Origin of the sequence: Pseudomonas kitaguniensis (assembly GCF_009296165.1) — a bacterium.
GTDB classification, from domain to species: domain Bacteria; phylum Pseudomonadota; class Gammaproteobacteria; order Pseudomonadales; family Pseudomonadaceae; genus Aquipseudomonas; species Aquipseudomonas kitaguniensis.
Window position 1 is genome coordinate 20,791 of record NZ_VUAZ01000081.1, and the last position, 20,110, is coordinate 40,900.

At 59.3% G+C, this 20,110-nt stretch carries 15 protein-coding genes and 1 pseudogene; all 16 read right to left on the bottom strand.

The window, feature by feature from the left end; all coding sequences use genetic code 11:
- Positions 1-18: 18 nt before the first annotated feature.
- The 16 genes and pseudogenes from ispD to rseP all read right to left on the bottom strand — a co-directional run bounded on the left by ispD (position 19) and on the right by rseP (position 20,075).
- The gene (gene ispD, locus F0169_RS14620; protein ID WP_152746915.1) at positions 19-726 is read right to left on the bottom strand and encodes a 2-C-methyl-D-erythritol 4-phosphate cytidylyltransferase; all 708 of its coding nucleotides are present in this window, start codon (positions 724-726) and stop codon (positions 19-21) included.
- Positions 723-1,001, bottom strand: coding sequence for a cell division protein FtsB (ftsB, locus tag F0169_RS14625; RefSeq protein WP_058412406.1), 279 nt, complete (start codon positions 999-1,001; stop codon positions 723-725). The genes ispD and ftsB overlap by 4 nt, the downstream gene beginning before the upstream one ends.
- 183 nt (positions 1,002-1,184) lie before the next feature.
- On the bottom strand, positions 1,185-2,474 hold the full coding sequence (eno, locus tag F0169_RS14630) for a phosphopyruvate hydratase (RefSeq protein WP_058412407.1): 1,290 nt from the start codon (positions 2,472-2,474) through the stop codon (positions 1,185-1,187).
- Positions 2,475-2,631: 157 nt separating this feature from the next.
- A complete protein-coding gene (gene kdsA / locus F0169_RS14635; protein ID WP_152746916.1) occupies positions 2,632-3,477 on the bottom strand; it encodes a 3-deoxy-8-phosphooctulonate synthase in 846 nt (281 codons plus the stop codon).
- 5 nt (positions 3,478-3,482) lie between these two features.
- Positions 3,483-5,114, bottom strand: a complete 1,632-nt coding sequence (locus tag F0169_RS14640) for a CTP synthase (protein WP_058412409.1) — start codon at positions 5,112-5,114, stop codon at positions 3,483-3,485.
- 273 nt (positions 5,115-5,387) lie between these two features.
- Positions 5,388-6,698, bottom strand: a complete 1,311-nt coding sequence (gene tilS / locus F0169_RS14645) for a tRNA lysidine(34) synthetase TilS (protein WP_152746917.1) — start codon at positions 6,696-6,698, stop codon at positions 5,388-5,390.
- Between the two features lie 163 nt (positions 6,699-6,861).
- A complete protein-coding gene (locus F0169_RS14650) occupies positions 6,862-7,809 on the bottom strand; it encodes an acetyl-CoA carboxylase carboxyltransferase subunit alpha (RefSeq protein ID WP_152746918.1) in 948 nt (315 codons plus the stop codon).
- 150 nt (positions 7,810-7,959) lie between these two features.
- Positions 7,960-11,481, bottom strand: a complete 3,522-nt coding sequence (gene dnaE / locus F0169_RS14655; RefSeq protein ID WP_058412412.1) for a DNA polymerase III subunit alpha — start codon at positions 11,479-11,481, stop codon at positions 7,960-7,962.
- A 77-nt stretch (positions 11,482-11,558) separates the two neighbouring features.
- Positions 11,559-12,185, bottom strand: a complete 627-nt coding sequence (gene rnhB, locus F0169_RS14660; protein ID WP_161936695.1) for a ribonuclease HII — start codon at positions 12,183-12,185, stop codon at positions 11,559-11,561.
- A 2-nt stretch (positions 12,186-12,187) separates the two neighbouring features.
- A complete protein-coding gene (gene lpxB, locus F0169_RS14665; protein WP_152746919.1) occupies positions 12,188-13,327 on the bottom strand; it encodes a lipid-A-disaccharide synthase in 1,140 nt (379 codons plus the stop codon).
- 2 nt (positions 13,328-13,329) lie between these two features.
- Positions 13,330-14,106 (bottom strand): acyl-ACP--UDP-N-acetylglucosamine O-acyltransferase, encoded by a 777-nt coding sequence (gene lpxA, locus F0169_RS14670; protein WP_058412415.1) that lies wholly within the window; start codon positions 14,104-14,106, stop codon positions 13,330-13,332.
- On the bottom strand, positions 14,103-14,543 hold the full coding sequence (gene fabZ, locus F0169_RS14675) for a 3-hydroxyacyl-ACP dehydratase FabZ (protein ID WP_003172281.1): 441 nt from the start codon (positions 14,541-14,543) through the stop codon (positions 14,103-14,105). The genes lpxA and fabZ overlap by 4 nt, the downstream gene beginning before the upstream one ends.
- Before the next feature lie 111 nt (positions 14,544-14,654).
- A pseudogene (lpxD, locus tag F0169_RS14680) lies at positions 14,655-15,709 on the bottom strand (UDP-3-O-(3-hydroxymyristoyl)glucosamine N-acyltransferase).
- 3 nt (positions 15,710-15,712) lie between these two features.
- Complete coding sequence (locus F0169_RS14685) at positions 15,713-16,198, bottom strand: OmpH family outer membrane protein (protein ID WP_341869100.1); 486 nt, start codon at positions 16,196-16,198, stop codon at positions 15,713-15,715.
- A gap of 62 nt (positions 16,199-16,260) precedes the next feature.
- Positions 16,261-18,648, bottom strand: a complete 2,388-nt coding sequence (gene bamA / locus F0169_RS14690) for an outer membrane protein assembly factor BamA (protein ID WP_058412417.1) — start codon at positions 18,646-18,648, stop codon at positions 16,261-16,263.
- A 74-nt stretch (positions 18,649-18,722) separates the two neighbouring features.
- Positions 18,723-20,075: a sigma E protease regulator RseP gene (gene rseP, locus F0169_RS14695; protein WP_152746920.1), complete on the bottom strand. Its 1,353-nt coding sequence runs from the start codon at positions 20,073-20,075 to the stop codon at positions 18,723-18,725.
- Between the last annotated feature and the right edge of the window lie 35 nt (positions 20,076-20,110).

Below are 20,110 nucleotides of genomic sequence, written 5' to 3' on the forward strand. Positions count from 1 at the left end.
TCGACTCGGTGCCACCGACTACCGCCGATTCGCCCACCGCAGCCGCAGCCACTCCAGATCTTCCGGCCGAGTCACCTTGATATTGTCCGCACGCCCTTCAACCAGGCGCGGCGCCTGGCCGGCCCATTCCATCGCCGAGGCTTCGTCGGTGATCACGGCATCAGCCACCAGGCTGTCGGCCAAGGCGCGGTGCAAGGCGCCCAGGCGGAACATCTGCGGCGTATAGGCCTGCCAGATAAGGCTGCGATCCACGGTTTCGACCACACGACCGTGTTTGTCAGCGCGCTTGAGGGTGTCGCGCGCCGGTACGGCCAGCAAACCGCCGACCGGGTCATGCGCCAGCTCAGCCAACAGTGTGTCGAGGTCATCGCGACTCAGGTTAGGCCGCGCCGCGTCGTGCACCAACACCCAATCGTCATCGCTGGCGCCCAAAGCATTCAGTTGCAGCAACGCATTGAGTACCGAGCCTGAGCGTTCCGAACCACCGTCCGCACGCTGAATGCGCGGGTCTGTGGCACACGTCAGGTTGGGCCAATAAGGATCATCAACAGCAAGACTGACCACCAGGCCCTTGAGCGATGGGTGGTCGAGAAAACAGCCAAGGCTGTGTTCGAGAATTGTGCGCCCGCCCAGTTGCAAATATTGCTTGGGACGGTCCGTAGCCATACGGGCACCGACGCCCGCGGCAGGAATCACGGCCCAGAAGGCCGGTAAACGGTCACTCATTGCGCGAGCTGGTAGAGGGTTTCGCCCTCCTTGACCATGCCCAACTCATGGCGAGCCCGCTCTTCAACGGTCTCGGTACCTTTTTTCAGCTCAAGCACTTCGGCGTCAAGGACGCGGTTACGCTCCAGCAGAATTTCGTTTTCGGCGTGCTGGTCGGCAATTTGCTGGGTCAGCTCTTTCACTTGCGCAAAGCTGCCATTACCGACCCATAGGCGGTATTGCAGGCCAGCCAGCAACAAGAGCAAGACGAGGAACAACCAATTGGGACTGCGCATCGAAATCCGGGTATCCAGTAAAAAAAGACAGCCATGTAAAACTTTTAAAGCAACTGATAGCACGAAGCCTGGAAAAACCAGGCTTGTACTTGATCGCCATCAGATTAGCGTCGAAATCTATTCTATCGAGAATTTTCCGACGCCACCTGCCAACTTTTTACTATTTAACACGCCGCGAAACAATCAGCCGCGGAACTCGCTGCGACCGTTGTACTTGGCCTTACCTGCCAATTGCTCTTCGATACGCAGCAATTGGTTGTACTTGGAAACGCGGTCGGAACGGCACAGCGAACCGGTTTTGATCTGGCCAGCCGAGGTGCCCACAGCCAGGTCGGCAATGGTCGAGTCTTCGGTTTCGCCGGAGCGGTGCGAGATCACGGCGGTGTAGCCAGCGGCCTTGGCCATCTGGATGGCTTCCAGAGTTTCGGTCAGGGTGCCGATCTGGTTGAACTTGATCAGGATCGAGTTGGCGATCTTTTTGTCGATGCCTTCTTGCAGGATCTTGGTGTTGGTCACGAACAAGTCGTCGCCCACCAGTTGAATCTTCTCGCCGATTTTGTCGGTGAGGATTTTCCAGCCGGCCCAGTCGGACTCGTCCAGGCCATCTTCAACCGAGATGATCGGGTAACGCTCGCACAGGCCTTTCAGGTAGTCGGCAAACCCTTCGGAGGTGAACACGTGGCCTTCGCCGGACAGGTTGTACTTGCCGTCTTCGTAGAATTCGCTGGCGGCGCAGTCCAGTGCCAGGGTCACGTCGGTGCCCAGCGTGTAGCCAGCGTTGGCCACAGCTTCGGAGATCACTTTGAGTGCATCTTCGTTGGACGCAAGGTTCGGCGCGAAACCACCTTCGTCACCCACTGCAGTGCTCAGGCCACGCGCCTTCAACACTGCTTTGAGGTGATGGAAAATCTCGGTTCCCATGCGCAGGCCTTCGGAGAAGGTCTTGGCACCCACCGGCTGCACCATGAACTCCTGGATGTCGACGTTGTTATCGGCGTGCTCGCCACCGTTGATGATGTTCATCATCGGCACCGGCATCGAGTAAACACCCGGCGTACCGTTCAGGTTGGCGATGTGCGCGTACAGCGGCAGGTCCTGGTCCTGTGCGGCGGCCTTGGCGGCAGCCAGGGACACGGCGAGGATCGCGTTGGCGCCCAGGCTACCTTTGTTGTCGGTGCCGTCGAGCTTGATCATCGCGTGGTCAAGGGCTTTCTGGTCAACAGGGTCCTGGCCCAGCAGCAGGTCGCGGATCGGGCCGTTGATGTTGGCGACGGCCTTGAGTACACCTTTGCCCAGGTAACGGCTCTTGTCGCCATCACGCAGTTCCAGCGCTTCGCGCGAACCGGTAGACGCACCGGACGGCGCGCAGGCGCTGCCGATGATGCCGTTATCGAGAAGCACGTCGGCTTCGACGGTGGGGTTGCCACGGGAGTCGAGAACTTCACGACCTTTGATGTCGACGATTTTTGCCATTGTTGTAAACACTCCAAAGTTGACGAAAACGACGCAGCTGAAGGAAATCTTTTGACCGACCGCAAGGGTGGAACAACGGGGCAGGCTTGCAGGCGACAAGGCTCAGGCCCGCAGGCCTGAGCGTAAAGCGAGGGAAAGTCTACCGGAGAAACGGCCGTTACGCGGTCTCTACCGTCGGAAAACTCTTGACCAGTTCGTCCAACTGCTTGAGCTGGGCCAGGAACGGTTCCAGCTTGTCCAGGCGCAAGGCGCACGGGCCGTCGCATTTGGCATTGTCCGGGTCCGGGTGGGCTTCCAGGAACAGCCCGGCCAGCGACTGGCTGATGCCGGCCTTGGCCAGGTCCAATACCTGGGCGCGCCGCCCACCGGCGGAATCGGCACGACCACCGGGCATTTGCAGCGCGTGGGTCACGTCGAAGAACACCGGGTATTCGAACTGTTTCATGATGCCGAAACCGAGCATGTCGACCACGAGGTTGTTGTAGCCGAAGCTCGAACCACGCTCGCAGAGGATCAACTGGTCGTTACCCGCTTCCACGCATTTGCTCAGGATATGTTTCATTTCCTGTGGCGCAAGAAACTGGGCTTTTTTGATATTGATCACAGCGCCGGTCCTGGCCATCGCAACCACCAGATCGGTCTGGCGCGACAGGAAGGCCGGCAACTGGATGATGTCGCACACCTCGGCGACCACGGCAGCCTGCTCGGGCTCGTGGACGTCGGTGATGATCGGCACGCTGAAAGCTTGCTTGATGTCCTGGAAGATCCGCATGCCTTCTTCAAGGCCCGGGCCGCGATAGGAGGTCACGGACGAACGGTTGGCCTTGTCGAAGCTGGCCTTGAACACGTAAGGGATACCCAGTTTCTGGGTAACCTTGACGTACTCTTCACAGACCTGCATCGCCATGTCGCGGCTTTCCAGCACGTTCATGCCGCCGAACAGCACCATGGGCTTGTCGTTGGCAATTTCGATGTCGCCTACGCGAATGATCTTCTGGGCCATCAGGTTTACGCCTTCTTCTGATGTTGCGTCAGTGCTGCTTTAACGAAACCGGTGAACAACGGGTGACCGTCGCGCGGCGTCGAGGTGAACTCCGGGTGGAACTGGCACGCCACGAACCATGGATGATCCGGCGCCTCGACCACTTCCACCAGCTTGCCATCACCGGAGCGACCGGACACTTTCAGGCCGGCTTCCTTGATCTGCGGCAGCAGGTTGTTGTTCACTTCGTAGCGGTGACGGTGACGCTCGACGATCACGTCCTTGCCGTAGCAATCGTGAACCAAAGACCCCGGCTCCAGCAGGCAGTCTTGTGCGCCAAGGCGCATGGTGCCGCCGAGGTCGGAGGTTTCAGTACGCGTTTCAACGGCGCCGGTGGCATCTTCCCACTCGGTGATCAGGCCCACGACCGGGTGGCCGCTGGCGTGATCGAACTCGGTGGAGTTGGCGTCTTTCCAGCCCAGCACGTTACGTGCGAACTCGATAACGGCCACTTGCATACCCAGGCAGATACCGAGGTACGGCACCTTGTTCTCACGGGCGTACTGCACGGCGGTGATCTTGCCTTCCACGCCACGCAGGCCAAAACCGCCTGGCACCAGAATGGCGTCAACACCTTCGAGCAGCGCAGTGCCCTGGTTCTCGATGTCTTCGGAATCGATGTAGCGCAGATTGACCTTGGTACGGTTGCTGATACCGGCGTGGCTCATCGCTTCGATCAGCGACTTGTACGCGTCGAGCAGTTCCATGTACTTGCCGACCATGGCAATGGTCACTTCGTGCTCAGGGTTGAGCTTGGCGTCGACCACCGCTTCCCACTCGGACAGATCTGCGCCATTGCATTGCAGGCCAAAACGCTCGACCACAAAATCATCCAGGCCTTGCGAATGCAGGATGCCCGGGATCTTGTAGATAGTGTCGGCGTCTTCGAGGGCAATCACCGCACGTTCTTCAACGTTGGTGAATTGCGCGATCTTGCGACGCGAAGAAATGTCGATCGGGTGATCGGAGCGGCACACCAGCACATCCGGCTGCAGGCCGATGGAACGCAGTTCCTTGACCGAGTGCTGGGTAGGCTTGGTTTTGGTTTCGCCAGCGGTGGCGATGTACGGCACCAGCGTCAGGTGCATCAGCATCGCGCGCTTGGCGCCGACTTCGAAACGCAATTGGCGAATGGCTTCGAGGAACGGTTGCGATTCGATGTCACCCACGGTGCCACCGATCTCGACCATCGCCACGTCGGCATCGCCTGCACCCTTGATGATGCGGCGCTTGATTTCGTCGGTGATGTGCGGGATCACCTGGATGGTTGCACCCAGGTAGTCACCACGGCGCTCTTTGCGCAGCACGTGCTCGTAAACACGGCCTGTGGTGAAGTTGTTGTTCTGGGTCATGGTCGTGCGGATGAACCGCTCGTAGTGGCCCAGGTCCAGGTCGGTCTCGGCGCCGTCGTGTGTGACGAACACTTCACCGTGCTGGAACGGGCTCATGGTGCCCGGGTCAACGTTGATGTACGGGTCCAGCTTGAGCATGGTGACCTTAAGTCCCCGCGCCTCCAGGATGGCCGCCAATGAAGCGGAGGCAATGCCTTTCCCCAATGAAGAAACAACACCGCCCGTGACGAATATGTAGCGCGTCATGAAAAACCCTAGAAGTCTGCGTTAAAGCGGTCCGAGCCGCCGGGGAAAGCGAAGGAAGGCCGAAGCCCCCGATCACCTGCATTAATCACAGTGCACCTTTCAAAAAAACCGCCGCGTGGTGACAGACCAGCAGTGAAACACTGGTGCGTTGATCGCTACACATTTTTTGGAATCGCCCAGCAAAGACTGCTTGGTAATCGGCAACGACTGCGATTCAGGCGAATCCACAGAAGTTGTATCAAGAAGGGAGCGTAGTCTACCGGAAAGGCTCTATCAGCTCAAACCTTGATCGCAGGTCTGTGGCATCCACTGTAATTGCCAGTCGCCCGGCGGCATCGCCCATAGCCCTGCAAGGCTTGGGGCAGCCAGCAATTGCTCGCCCCGATACAGCAGCGGCAATCTGCCACGCACCACGCCCGGCAGCCCGCATTCATTCAGCAGGCGCTTGAGGTCGCGCCGACCGCGACCTGGCACTTCGACGACTTCGCCGCCCTGGCGATAACGGATCGTCAATGGGCCTTCGGGGGCCTTGCCGATACAGTTGAGCAGGCCATTGCCGGGTAACTTTAGTGGGGTGTGCGGATCAAGCCAGCTCACCGACGCGTCGGAAAACGCCGACCAGCTTGAAGGCAGCCACCAGATGTGTGGGCCGCAACGGTGCAATTGGCCGTCGGCCAAGCGCCACAGCGGTTGTGCGTCGCCCTTGGCATCGCGCAGTGAATACCAGCCGGCCCAATGGTCGCTGTCGGGCAAACGCGTCAGCGGCGTCAGCCAATGTCGCAGGGCGTTACGTTGACGGGCGTCGGAAAGCTCGCGCAATGGCGCCAACGCCAATGATGGCAAGGGCAGCCAGGGAAATGGCGAAGGGTGATCGGCGGTTTGCAGGTCCATGAGCGCCAATTCGTCAAGCAGGCCCTGGGCTTCACCCAGATGCTCGGCAGCGCGCGCCAGGCGGGTGACGGCTTGGGGCCAACGCTCGGTCAGCGTTGGCACTACCCGGTGGCGCAGGTAATTGCGCGAAAAACGCGGGTCGGCGTTGGAGGGGTCTTCGATCCAGCTCAACTGATGTTCGTGTGCGTAGGCCTCCAATTCAGCGCGTGAGGCATTCAGCAGCGGCCGCACCAGGTGGCCAGCCGCGAATGGGCGATGCGCCGGCATTGCCGACAGCCCTCGCACCCCTGCCCCACGCAGCAGGCGAAACAGCAGGGTTTCGGCCTGATCGTCGCGGTGCTGGCCCGTCAGCAATACCTGCCCTGCCCCAATTACCTCGGCAAACGCCGAGTAACGTGCGTCACGCGCTGCACGCTCAAGGCTGGCGCCGGGCTGCACCTGCACACGCATGACGCGCAAGGGCACACCCAAACCGTCGCAGACCGTTTGGCAATGCTCTGGCCACGCGTCGGCGGCAGCTTGCAGGCCGTGGTGAACATGAACAGCACGCAGAGGTGGAATGTTTGCCAGAGAAGCGAGGAGATGCAGCAGGACGGTGGAATCGAGGCCGCCGGAGAAAGCGATATGCCAAGCCGGGGCGTTGCGCCACGGGGCGAGGGTTTGCAGGAGTTTGGCGCAGAGCACCGGTTTCATCAGATGTTACCGCCGCAAATCTGGAATACGTTGGCCAAGCATACACAAAGCAAATGTGGGAGGGGGCTTGCTCCCGATAGCGGTGCATCAGTCACCAAATACATTGACTGACACTCAGCAATCGAGGGCAAGCCCCCCTCCCACATTTAATGCTGCGGCGCTCTTAGAGACCGTAGCTCATCAAGCGCTCATAACGGCGCTTGAGCAGCGCTTCGTTATCCAGCTTCTTGAGCATCGCCAGTTGCGCACCCAGTTCAGCGCGGATGCTCGCGGCAGCGGCAGCCGGGTCGCGGTGGGCGCCGCCCAACGGTTCGCCGATAACTTTATCAACGATACCCAAGCCTTTGAGGCGATCGGCAGTGATGCCCATGGCTTCGGCAGCGTCCGGGGCTTTATCGGCGGTTTTCCACAGGATCGAGGCGCAACCTTCGGGCGAGATCACCGCGTAGGTCGAATATTGCAGCATGTTCAACTGGTCGCACACGCCAATCGCCAGTGCACCGCCGGAACCACCTTCACCAATGACGGTGGCGATGATCGGGGTTTTCAAGCGGGCCATCACGCGCAGGTTCCAGGCGATCGCTTCGCTTTGGTTGCGCTCTTCGGCGTCGATACCCGGGTAAGCGCCCGGGGTGTCGATGAAGGTCAGGATCGGCATTTTGAAGCGCTCGGCCATTTCCATCAGGCGGCACGCCTTGCGGTAGCCTTCAGGGCGCGGCATGCCGAAGTTACGGCGAACTTTCTCGCGCACTTCACGACCTTTCTGGTGACCGATCACCATCACTGGCTGGTCGTCCAGGCGAGCGATACCGCCGACGATGGCGGCGTCGTCAGAGAAGTGGCGGTCGCCATGCAGCTCGTCGAACTCGCTGAAGATATGCTGAATGTAGTCCAGCGTGTACGGACGGCGCGGGTGGCGAGCCAGGCGCGCGATCTGCCAGCTGGTCAGCTTGCCGAAAATGTCTTCGGTGAGCGTGCTGCTCTTGTCTTGCAGTCGAGCAATCTCATCGCCGATATTCAGGGAATTGTCATTGCCGACCAGGCGCAGTTCTTCAATTTTGGCTTGCAGGTCAGCGATCGGCTGTTCGAAATCAAGAAAATTCGGGTTCATAAGCGTCCGTCTTGGGTCGACGGCCAGGGAGTGCCTGGCCAGCCGGTTGTCTATTCGCGCTACCTTAAGGGACAGGCGCGTCTAGGTCGAGATTAAATGTTGGGTCGAGATCGGGCGAATACTCTTCATCAAAAAGAACGCGCCCGGCCATCAACGGTATTGGAGGAAGACGTTGTCACGGCCGAACTGGTCACGCAAAGCTTGAATCAAGCCATCCGCGGGATCAATTCGCCAAGTCTCACCAAACTGCAACATGGCCTTGGCGTCGTTACCGGTGTACTCCATGGTCACCGGGCACGCGCCACGGTGACGCTTGAGCAGGTCACCCAACCAGCGTAGCTGATCGCCTTTGAGCGCTTCGGTCTTGACCTTCAAACGCAGGCTTTCGGCCAAATTGGTGCGCGCATCTTCCATGCTCATCACCCGCTTGATCCGCAGGCGCAGGCCGCCGGAGAAGTCGTCATTACTGACCTCGCCTTCTACCACCACCATTGCGTCGGTCTGCAACAGCGACTGCGCCGAGTGGAACGCATCGGCAAACAGCGACGCTTCGATGCGGCCCGAGCGGTCATCGAGGGTGATAAAACCCATCTTGTCGCCCTTTTTATTTTTCATCACGCGCAGGGCGATGATCATACCCGCCACGGTTTGGGTGTCCCGCGCCGGTTTCAGGTCGATGATGCGCTGACGTGCGAACCGGCGAATTTCACCTTCGTATTCGTCAATCGGGTGACCGGTGAGGTACAGGCCCAAGGTGTCTTTCTCACCCTTGAGGCGTTCCTTGAGGGTCAGGTCCTTGGCTTTGCGATGGTTGGCATAAACGTCGGCGTCTTCCTCGACGAACAGCCCGCCAAACAGGTCGGCGTGCCCGCTGTCGTGGGTGCGCGCGGTCTGTTCGGCGGCCTTGATCGCTTCTTCCATGGCGGTCAGCAGCACCGCGCGGTTGCGGTCGATATTCGCCTGGTAAGCCTTCGGCTCATCATGGAAATACGGGCCAAGACGATCGAGCGCGCCACTGCGGATCAACCCATCAAGGGTGCGTTTGTTGATGCGCTTGAGGTCCACCCGCGCGCAAAAGTCGAACAGGTCCTTGAACGGCCCGTGCTGGCGCGCCTCGGTAATGGCCTCCACCGGTCCTTCACCCACACCTTTGATCGCGCCCAGGCCATAAATGATGCGGCCTTCGTCGTTCACCGTGAACTTGAACTCCGAGGCGTTCACGTCCGGCGCGTCAAGGCGCAGCTTCATGGTGCGCACTTCTTCGATCAAGGTCACGACCTTGTCGGTGTTGTGCATATCCGCCGAAAGTACCGCCGCCATGAACGGCGCCGGGTAGTGGGTTTTCAGCCAGGCGGTCTGGTACGACACCAGGCCGTAGGCGGCGGAGTGAGATTTGTTGAAGCCATAACCGGCGAATTTTTCCACCAGGTCGAAGATGTTACCGGCAAGGTCGGCGTCGATATTGTTGGTCGCGCAACCTTCAATGAAACCGCCGCGCTGCTTGGCCATTTCTTCGGGCTTTTTCTTGCCCATGGCGCGCCGCAACATGTCGGCGCCGCCGAGGGTGTAACCGGCCATGACCTGGGCGATCTGCATCACCTGTTCCTGATACAGGATGATGCCGTAAGTCGGTGCCAGTACCGGCTTGAGGCCTTCGTACTGGTAGTCGGAGTGCGGGTACGCCAGCTCGGCGCGGCCGTGCTTACGGTTGATGAAGTCATCCACCATGCCCGATTGCAGCGGGCCAGGACGGAACAACGCCACCAGTGCGATCAAGTCTTCCAGGCAGTCGGGCTTGAGCTTTTTGATCAGCTCTTTCATGCCGCGCGACTCAAGCTGGAACACCGCCGTGGTTTCGGCTTTTTGCAGCAACTGGTACGTCGGCTTGTCGTCCAGCGGGATAAACGCGATGTCCAGCGGCGCTTCATCAACCTTGGCGCGCTCGCGGTTAATCGTCTTCAGCGCCCAGTCGATGATGGTCAGGGTACGCAGGCCGAGGAAGTCGAACTTCACCAGGCCAGCCGCTTCCACGTCATCCTTGTCGAACTGGGTAACCAGGCCGCCGCCTTCTTCATCGCAATAGATCGGCGAAAAGTCGGTGAGTTTGGTCGGCGCGATGACCACGCCACCGGCGTGTTTACCGACGTTACGCACGACGCCTTCGAGCTTGCGCGCCATGTCCCAGATTTCGGCGGCTTCTTCATCGACCTTGATAAAGTCGCGCAGAATTTCTTCCTGCTCGTAGGCTTTTTCCAGGGTCATGCCGACTTCGAACGGGATCATCTTCGACAGGCGATCCGCCAGGCCGTAGGACTTGCCCTGCACCCGCGCCACGTCGCGGATGACCGCCTTGGCGGCCATGGAACCGAAGGTGATGATCTGGCTGACCGCGTTGCGGCCATATTTTTCGGCCACGTACTCGATCACGCGGTCACGGCCGTCCATGCAGAAGTCGACGTCGAAGTCGGGCATGGAAACCCGTTCGGGGTTGAGGAACCGTTCGAACAGCAGGTCATATTCCAGCGGGTCGAGGTCGGTAATCTTCTGTACATACGCAACCAGCGAGCCAGCACCTGAACCCCGGCCCGGACCTACCGGCACGCCGTTGCTTTTGGCCCACTGGATAAAGTCCATTACGATCAGAAAGTAACCGGGGAAGCCCATCTGGATGATGATATCCAGCTCGAAATTCAGCCGGTCAACGTACACCTGGCGCTTGGCGTCGTAGTCCTCGGTGGTGTCCTTGGGCAACAGCACACTCAGACGGTCTTCCAGACCATCAAACGACACTTTGCGAAAGTACTCATCGATGGTCATGCCATCGGGGATCGGGAAGTTGGGCAAGAAGTGCTTGCCCAGCTTCACTTCGATATTGCAGCGCTTGGCGATCTCGACGGAGTTTTCCAGCGCTTCGGGCAGGTCGCTGAACAACTCGGCCATCTCTTCAGCGCTTTTGAGGTACTGCTCTTCGCTGTAGTTCTTCGACCGGCGCGGGTCATCCAGGGCACGGCCTTCGCCGATGCACACACGCGTCTCGTGGGCCTCGAAATCTTCCTTCTTTATAAAACGCACATCGTTGGTCGCCACCAGCGGCGCGCCCAGCTTGTCGGCCAGGGCCACGGCGGCGTGCAGATGCTCTTCATCATTCGGCCGATTGGTACGCTGAACCTCCACGTAGAAGCGGTCGGGGAACACCTGCATCCACTCGCGGGCCAGCACTTCGGCTTCCTGAGGGTTGCCGCCCAACAGCGCGATACCCACCTCGCCCTCTTTGGCGGCCGAGAGCATGATCACGCCCTCGCTCGCCTCGGCCACCCACTCGCGCTCGATGATGATCGAGCCGTTGCGCTGGCCATCGATAAAACCGCGAGAAATCAGCTCGGTGAGGTTGCGATAACCGACGCCGTTCATCGCCAACAGGCTGATGCGGCTCAAAGGGTTATCCGGGTCTTTGTTGGACAGCCACAGGTCGGCACCGCAAATCGGCTTGATGCCGGCGCCCATGGCGTTCTTGTAGAACTTGACCAGGGAACACATGTTGTTCTGATCGGTAACCGCTACCGCGGGCATGTTCATGCCCACCAGGGTTTTGACCAGCGGTTTGATCCGTACCAGGCCGTCGACCAGGGAATATTCAGTGTGCAGGCGCAGGTGAACGAATGAAGCCGGCATAGTGATCCTGTGCAAAAACTTAGAAACAACAAGGCCCGGGATTGTACCGGGCCTTGGCAAAAACATCAGCCTCGCGACTAAACCTCGGTGAGGCTCTCGCGCAGCGCGTAAGCCTGGCGAACCGGGGCGAACGAGCGCCGGTGGATAGGCGTTGGGCCCAAGCGAGCCAATGCTTCCAGATGAACGGGCGTCGGGTAGCCTTTATGGCCACCGATGCCGTAGCCGGGGTAGATCAATTCAAACGCGGCCATTTCACGGTCACGGCTGACCTTGGCCAGAATCGACGCGGCAGCGATGGCGGGCACCTTGCTGTCACCCTTGACCACGGCTTCTGACGGCATCGCCAATGTGGGGCAGCGGTTGCCGTCGATCATCGCCATTTTCGGAGTGATGTGCAGGCCTTCCACCGCGCGCTGCATGGCCAGCATGGTCGCGTGGAGGATGTTCAATGTGTCGATTTCTTCGACTTCGGCCCGAGCAATATGCCAGCTCAGGGCTTTTTCACAGATCTCGTCGTAGAGTTTTTCGCGACGCGCTTCGGTGAGCTTCTTCGAATCATTAAGGCCGAGGATCGGACGGTTCGGGTCCAGAATCACCGCTGCCGTGACTACCGCACCACACAGCGGGCCGCGCCCTACTTCGTCAACACCGGCCACCAGTTCGTGGGCTTGCGCGACCAGGCTGAAATCCAGGCCCATTTGCACGGTCATAAGGTTTCCTGTTTGTGGCCGATCAATGTAAGCACGGCATCCGCCGCCTGGTTCGACGCATCACGGCGCAAGGTGCGATGGATGTCGTCAAAACCACGGGTCTGCTCCTCGCCACCGTCGATCAGCGGCAATAAGGCCTGCGCCAAGGCCTCTGGCGTTGCATCGTCCTGCAGCAACTCCGGCACCAACAGGCGCTGGGCCAACAAATTGGGCAAAGAGATGTAAGGGCTTTTGACCATGCGTTTCAGAATCCAAAAGGTCAGCGGCGCCAGGCGATAAGCCACAACCATGGGCCGCTTGTAGAGCAAAGCCTCCAGGGTGGCGGTGCCCGAGGCGATCAGTACCGCGTCGCACGCCGCAAGGGCCAGGTGCGACTGACCGTCAAGCAAGGTCAAAGGCAGGTTGCGCCCCTCAAGCAGCGTCTCGATTTGCGCGCGTCGTTGCGGGCTGGCGCACGGCAGCACAAAACGCAGACCGGGCTTGAACGCCTGCAGGCGTTCGGCGGCATCAAAAAACAAAGCGCCGAGGCGACCGACTTCGCCGCCACGACTGCCCGGCATCAGCGCCACCAGCGGACCATCGGGCAAGCCCAGCTCGGCACGCGCGGCGGCGCGGTCAGCGTGCAATGGAATGGTGTCGGCCAGGGTGTGCCCGACAAACCGCACCGGCACGCCCTTCTCCTCGTAGAACCTGGCCTCAAAGGGCAGCAGGGTCAGCATCAAGTCGCAGCCTTCGCGGATGTTGAGCACGCGCTTCTGTCGCCACGCCCAGACGGACGGGCTGACGTAGTGCACGGTCTTGATCCCGGCCTGACGCAACTTGAGTTCGATATTGAGGGTGAAATCCGGCGCATCGATGCCGATAAATACGTCGGGCTTTTCTTCGATCAGGGTTCGAATCAGCAGCTTGCGGCGAGCCAGCAGCTCACGCAAACGGCCCAACACTTCCACCAGCCCCATGACCGAGAGGCGCTCCATGGGAAAGTAAGACGTGAGGCCTTCGGCCTGCATCAGCGGGCCACCCACACCGATGAATTCAACCGCAGGGTGCTGGGCCTTGAGCGCGCGCATCAGGCCTGCGCCCAAAATATCGCCGGATGCTTCTCCGGCCACCAGCGCAATACGCAGATTAGCCATGATCAGCGGGTGATGCCGCGAGTCGATGCCTGGATCGAGTCACGGAATACCGCGACCTCCGGGAACAAGGCTGCCGGCTCGGTCAGCTCGGTCAACGCCTGCTCAACCGTCAATCCCTGGCGGTACACCACCTTGTAAGCGCGGCGCAGGGCGTGAATCGCGTCTTCGCTGAAACCGCGACGGCGCATGCCTTCAAAGTTCATGCTGCGCGCTTCGGCTGGGTTGCCGAATACCGTGACGAATGCCGGCACGTCCTTGCCGATCGCGGTGCCCATGCCGGAAAAGCTGTGGGCGCCGATATGGCAATATTGGTGCACCAGCGTGAAGCCGGACAAAATTGCCCAGTCGTCAACGTGCACGTGGCCGGCCAGCGCAGTGTTATTGACCAGAATGCAGTGGTTACCAATAACACTGTCGTGGCCAATGTGTGCGTAGGCCATGACCAGGTTGTGATCACCCAGGGTGGTCTCCGCACGATCTTGCACGGTGCCACGGTGGATGGTCACGCCTTCACGGATGATGTTGTGGTCACCGATTACCAGGCGTGTTTCTTCACCCTTGTACTTCATGTCCGGGGTATCTTCGCCTACCGAGGAAAACTGGTAGATACGATTGTGTTTGCCAATACGGGTCGGACCTTTAAGGATCACGTGTGGCCCGATGACAGTCCCCTCGCCGATTTCAACACCTGCGCCGATGATCGACCAAGGGCCGACCTCAACGTCGGCGGCCAGAACGGCCGACGGATCGATGATTGCGCGAGGGTCAATCAAACTCATAGTTTGCGTTCCGCGCAGATGATCTCGGCGGAGCACACAGGCTTGCCGTCCACCGAGGCCTGGCATTCGAACTTCCAGATCTGGCGCTTGCAACTGATGAACTTGGCTTCGAGGATCAACTGGTCACCCGGCGTGACCGGGTTGCGGAAGCGCAGCTTGTCGGAGCCCACGAAATAATACAGCGTGCCGTCGGCAGGCTTGAGGTCGAGCATTTTGAAACCAAGGATACCGGCAGCCTGCGCCATCGCTTCGATGATCAATACGCCCGGCATGATTGGATGCGCAGGAAAGTGACCATTGAAGAACGGTTCGTTGATGCTGACATTCTTGTAGGCACGAATGCGCTTTTCCTCGACGTTGAGGTCCACTACACGGTCCACCAGCAGGAACGGGTAACGGTGAGGCAGGTATTCGCGAATCTCGTTGATGTCCATCATTTCGGGGGGGAAGCCTGTAATAAAGATTGGGGGCGGGCGACTAAACGCACGCCCCGCTAGCAAATCAAGGAGGCAGTCTAGCGGCTGTGCACACTTGATATGGAAATGGTATCAGCCTTCTGATGAAGCATCACCGCCAGGGGTCACGTCCTCGACACGCTTTTCGACCTGCTTGAGGCGTCGGGCCATATCGTCGATCTTGCGCAAACGTGCGGCACTTTTGCGCCACTCAGCCGCTGGCTGCATGGCCGTACCGGAAGAGTAGGACCCAGGCTCGGTAATCGAATGGGTCACCATGGTCATGCCGGTAATGTACACGTTGTCGCAAATCTCGATATGCCCCACCAGCCCAACGCCGCCGCAAGCATGCAATGCTTGCCAATCTTGGCACTGCCGGATATGCCCACGCAGGCGGCCATGGCGGTGTGATCGCCAATCTGCACGTTATGCGCAATCTGAATCTGGTTATCGAGCTTCACGCCGTTACCGATCAAGGTATCGGCCAAGGCCCCGCGATCGACGGCGGTGTTCACGCCGATTTCCACGTCATCGCCGATCCATACGCCGCCGACGTGGGCAATCTTGTGCCAAACACCTTTGGAATTGGCAAAGCCAAAACCTTCGCCGCCGATGACGGCGCCCGACTGAATCACCACTCGCTCACCGATACGCACGCCGTGGTACAGGGTCACGCGCGGGGCCAACCAGCCATCGGCGCCGATTTCACAGCGCGCACCGATAAAGCAATGTGCGCCGACCGTTACCCCGGCGGCAATGCGCGCGCCGCTCTCGATCACTGCAAATGCGCCAATGCTGGCCGCAGGATCAACCACAGCATCCTCGGCGATCACCGCAGACGGATGAATACCGGGGCTGGCCTTGGGTTTTGGAGCGAACAGGTGCGACGCCTTGGCAAAAGCCAGGTAAGGGTCAGCCACCACCAGCGCAGCCCCGGTAAACCCTTCGGCATCGGCGGCCGTCAGCAACACGGCTGCGGCTTGGCTGTCGGCCAGGTATTTACGGAATTGGGGCTTTGCCAGGAAGCTCAACTGAGCTGGGCCAGCCTCCTGCAAGGCGGCTAGCCCAGTGATTTCTTTCTCACTGGAGCCACGCAAGGTGGCCCCCAGGAGCTCGGCCAACTCGCCGAGTTTGATAGTTGCGGTCATGGCTTACTTCAGCTGATTCATGCGCTCGATCACCTGACGGGTGATGTCGTATTGAGGCTTGACGTCGATCACGGCGCCGCGCTCAAACACCAAGTCGAAGGCACCTTTCTTGATGACTTCTTCCACAGCGCTGTCGAGTTTCGGCTTGAGCTGCTTGAGCATTTCGCGGTCTGCAACAGCCTTGGCTTCGTTCAGTTCTTTGGACTGGAACTGGTAGTCACGGGCCTTTTGCTTGAATTCAAGCTCCAGACGCTCGCGCTCGCCTTGCTGCATGTTTGTCGCCGCGCGACCAGACGATCCTGGATACCCTTGGCGCTGCTTTCCAGAGTCTTCAGCTTGGTCAGTTGTGGGCCGAATTTTTTCTCGGCGTCCACTGCGTAACGCTTGGCCGCATCGGACTCCAGCAGGGCCATCTGATAGTTCAGAACGGCGATTTTCATTTCGGCGAAGGCCGGTGTGGTTACCAGCACAGTTGCCAGCAGAACCAATTGAGTCAACTTACGCACGATGCACTCCTACAGAATCCGTTGTCGTTATCTTGGGTCAGACGCTTAGAACGTCTGGCCGAGGGAGAATTGGAAAATCTGGGTTTCAGCGTTATCCGGTTTCTTGATCGGCATGGCCAGAGCAAAGCTCAATGGGCCAAGCGCGGTCACCCAGGTCACGCCAACACCAACGGAGCTTGCCATGTTGCTGAGGCTCACGTCGTTGCACTGAGTCTGAGACTTCACGCCACTAGGGTTGCTGACCTGCTGGCACTTGGAGTCGAATACGTTACCCACGTCCCAGAAGACCGAAGTACGCAACGAACGCTGGTCCTTGACGAATGGCAGCGGGAACAGAATCTCCGCACCACCCTGGATCAACACGTTACCACCGAATGGCGTAGCGTCGTTGTCGGAGTCCGCGATGGTGCCGCGGTTACCGGTGATCGCTTCACCGCGGCTTGGCGTACCACGCGGACCCAAAGTGCTGTCCTTGAAGCCACGAACCGAGTTGAAACCACCTGCATAGTAGTTCTCGTAGAACGGCAGACCACTGGTGGAACCGTAACCGTCGCCATAACCCAGCTCAGTGTGCAGGCGCATGGTGTAGTTATCGCTCAGCGGCTGGAACAACTGGCCACGGTAGTCGAGCTTGAAGAACGACAGGTCGCTGCCCGGTGTTGTGACTTCCGCAGTCAAGCTCTGGGAATGGCCACGGGTCGCCAGTACACCTTTGTTCAGGGTCGATTCCGACCAACCGGCCGAAGCCTTGAAGTTCAGGAACTGATCACCCTCTTTCTGCGTGAAGTTGAAGATTTCGTCCACGGTGTAAACACCGGTCTTGATCTTGTCCTGTTGCGCGGTCAAGCCGAAGGTCAGGCGCGACGTTTCGCTGATCGGGTAGCCGATGTTCACACCGGCACCAAAACTATCGATAGCGTAGCTCGCCAGTTCGGTGTTGAGCTTGTCGTAGTCGGTGGTGCGGTAGAAGGCGTTATAGCCCAGGCTCACACCGTCAGCAGTCCAGTAGGGGTCGACATAACCGAAGTTATAGCGGCTCTGGTATTCGCTGCGCGTAAGACCGATGGAAACCTTGTTACCGGTACCGAGGAAGTTGTTCTGGGTGATCGAACCACCGAGGATCAGGCCGGCACTCTGTGCGAAACCGACGCTGGCGGTGATCGAACCGGAGGCTTGCTCTTCAACCGCGTAGTTCACGTCAACCTGGTCATCCACACCCGGTACGGCCGGGGTTTCGACGTTGACTTCCTTGAAGAAGCCCAGGCGCTCAAGACGCGTTTTGGACTGGTCGATCAAATAAGTCGACGCCCAGCCACCTTCCATCTGGCGCATTTCACGACGCAGCACTTCGTCGGCAGACTTGGTGTTGCCACGGAAGTTGATGCGGTTAACGTAGGCACGCTTGCCGGGGTCGACGACAAAGGTGACGTCCACGGTGTGGTCATCATCGTGCGGGGTCGGCACGCCGTTAACGTTGGCGAAGGTATAGCCTTCGTTACCCAGACGACGGGTGATCAGTTCGGACGTGGTGGTCATCAGCTTGCGCGAGAACACCTGGTTCTTCTGCACCAGCAACAGCGCCTTGACCTGGTCTTCAGGTACTTTCAGGTCGCCGCTGAGTTTTACGTCACGAACGGTGTACTTCTCGCCTTCGTTGACGTTGACGGTAATGTAGACGTGCTTTTTGTCAGGGGTGATGGACACCTGGGTCGAAGCGATATCCATATTGATATAGCCGCGGTCCAGGTAGTAGGAACGCAGACGCTCCAGGTCACCGGACAGTTTTTCACGGGCGTACTTGTCGTCGTTCTTGAAGAACGACAACCAGTTGGTGGTCTTCAGCTCGAACAGGTCGATCAGGTCGTCATCAGCGAACTTGGTGTTACCCACCACGTTGATGTGCTGAATCGCCGCCACGGTGCCTTCGTTGATGTTGACCTTAAGGCCGACACGGTTACGAGGCTGCGGGATCACTTCGGTTTCCACGCTCGCGGAGTAGCGACCCTGGGCAACGTACTGACGTTGCAGTTCGTTACGCACACCCTCAAGGGTGGCGCGCTGGAAGATCTCGCCCTCGGCCAGGCCGGATTGCTTGAGGCCCTTCATCAAGTCTTCAGTGGAGATCGCTTTGTTGCCCTCGATCTCGATACTGGCGACAGAAGGTCGCTCAACGACGGTGATGACCAGGACGTTGCCTTCGCGACCCAGCTGGATATCTTGAAAGAACCCGGTTTTGAACAGCGCACGAGTGGATTCCACCAGGCGACGATCATCCGCCTGTTCCCCGACGTTCAACGGCAAGGCACCAAAGACGCTACCGGCGGAAACCCGCTGGAGGCCGTTGACGCGAATATCGGAGATAGTGAAGGACTCGGCGTGAACTTCGGCGATCATCAATACGGTGAGAACCGCAGTTAGCAGCAGACGTTTCATGAAGTCCTTTCTTATTCCAACTGGCAATAAACAAACTGCCGCAAAATGCGGCAGATTCGCAATTCAGCGAAGCGTTACAGTCGTCCCAGATCGTTGACCAGAGCTAACAACATCACTCCGACCACCAAACTGATACCGATCTGTATCCCCCAACCCTGCACCCGATCCGACAAGGGGCGACCACGCACCCACTCGACCAGATAAAACAACAGATGCCCCCCATCCAATACAGGAATGGGCAGCAAATTCAGAACTCCAAGGCTAATACTCAGATAAGCCAGGAAATTCAGGAAATCCGCGACACCCGACTGGGCAGAAGCGCCCGCCACTTTAGCAATGGTTATCGGTCCACTCAAGTTTTTTACCGAGAGCTCGCCGAACAACATTTTCTTGAGCGATTCGAGGGTCAGCACACTCATGGTCCAAGTGCGTTTTGCACCCTCGCCAATCGCCGCTACAGGCCCGAAGCTGACCTCGCGCACCATCGATGGCGGCCATTCGACACCCTTGACCCCGGCACCGAGGTAACCCCCGGCCGCCTTGGCTTCCCCGCGAACCGCCAGGGTCACAGGGACGTCGATTTGAGCACCATCGCGCTCAACTTTCAGCACAATTTTGGTATCAGGACGTACACGCACCAGGTCGACCACTTGCTGCCAGTCGCCCAGCGGCTGACCATCAAGGGCCAGCAAGCGGTCGCCGGTTTTCAGACCTGCGGCCTGCGCCGGGCCTTTAGAATCCAGCTCGGCGAGCACCGGCGGCAGCGACGGACGCCATGGGCGAATCCCCAGCGACTTGATCGGGTCGGGTTCGTCCGCCCCTTTGAGCCAGTGATCCAGGGTCAGCTCGCGCGGGGTTTCGGCAGTCGAATCCTGCTCGCGCACCAGCACATTGATGGTGCCGCTTTCACCCATGCGGCGCACCAACTGCAAATTGACGGCGCCCCAACCCGTGGTCGGCTCGCCATCAATAGAAACAATTTCCTGCCCAGCGACCAGCCCGGCCTTGGCCGCCATGCTGCCCGCTTCGACCGCGCCGATCACCGGGCGCACCTGCTGGCTGCCCAGCATGGCCAATACCCAGAAGAACAGCATCGCCAACAGAAAGTTGGCAATCGGCCCGGCTGCCACAATAGCGATACGCTGACCCACGGTCTTGCGATTGAAGGACTGGTCCAGTTGCTCCGCAGGCACTTCGCCTTCGCGCTCGTCGAGCATCTTGACGTAGCCACCCAGCGGGATGGCCGCAATCACGAACTCGGTGCCACGACGGTCGTGCCAGCGCAGCAACGGCATGCCGAAACCGACGGAAAAGCGCAGTACCTTGACGCCGCAACGACGCGCCACCCAAAAGTGGCCGAACTCGTGGAAGGTCACCAAAACACCCAGAGCGACCAGGGTGCCGACAATCATGTAGAGCGCACTCATCTAATTTCTCCGCATTCCAATCCAGTGCCTCAAGG

What these genes read in the sequence shown, in the direction of transcription:
- ispD (WP_152746915.1), bottom strand. Translation starts at nt 726, where the DNA reads ATGAGTGACCGTTTACCGGCCTTCTGGGCCGTGATTCCTGCCGCGGGC.
- ftsB (WP_058412406.1), bottom strand. Translation starts at nt 1,001, where the DNA reads ATGCGCAGTCCCAATTGGTTGTTCCTCGTCTTGCTCTTGTTGCTGGCT.
- eno (WP_058412407.1), bottom strand. Translation starts at nt 2,474, where the DNA reads ATGGCAAAAATCGTCGACATCAAAGGTCGTGAAGTTCTCGACTCCCGT.
- kdsA (WP_152746916.1), bottom strand. Translation starts at nt 3,477, where the DNA reads ATGGCCCAGAAGATCATTCGCGTAGGCGACATCGAAATTGCCAACGAC.
- F0169_RS14640 (WP_058412409.1), bottom strand. Translation starts at nt 5,114, where the DNA reads ATGACGCGCTACATATTCGTCACGGGCGGTGTTGTTTCTTCATTGGGG.
- tilS (WP_152746917.1), bottom strand. Translation starts at nt 6,698, where the DNA reads ATGAAACCGGTGCTCTGCGCCAAACTCCTGCAAACCCTCGCCCCGTGG.
- F0169_RS14650 (WP_152746918.1), bottom strand. Translation starts at nt 7,809, where the DNA reads ATGAACCCGAATTTTCTTGATTTCGAACAGCCGATCGCTGACCTGCAA.
- dnaE (WP_058412412.1), bottom strand. Translation starts at nt 11,481, where the DNA reads ATGCCGGCTTCATTCGTTCACCTGCGCCTGCACACTGAATATTCCCTG.
- lpxB (WP_152746919.1), bottom strand. Translation starts at nt 13,327, where the DNA reads ATGGCTAATCTGCGTATTGCGCTGGTGGCCGGAGAAGCATCCGGCGAT.
- lpxA (WP_058412415.1), bottom strand. Translation starts at nt 14,106, where the DNA reads ATGAGTTTGATTGACCCTCGCGCAATCATCGATCCGTCGGCCGTTCTG.
- fabZ (WP_003172281.1), bottom strand. Translation starts at nt 14,543, where the DNA reads ATGATGGACATCAACGAGATTCGCGAATACCTGCCTCACCGTTACCCG.
- bamA (WP_058412417.1), bottom strand. Translation starts at nt 18,648, where the DNA reads ATGAAACGTCTGCTGCTAACTGCGGTTCTCACCGTATTGATGATCGCC.
- rseP (WP_152746920.1), bottom strand. Translation starts at nt 20,075, where the DNA reads ATGAGTGCGCTCTACATGATTGTCGGCACCCTGGTCGCTCTGGGTGTT.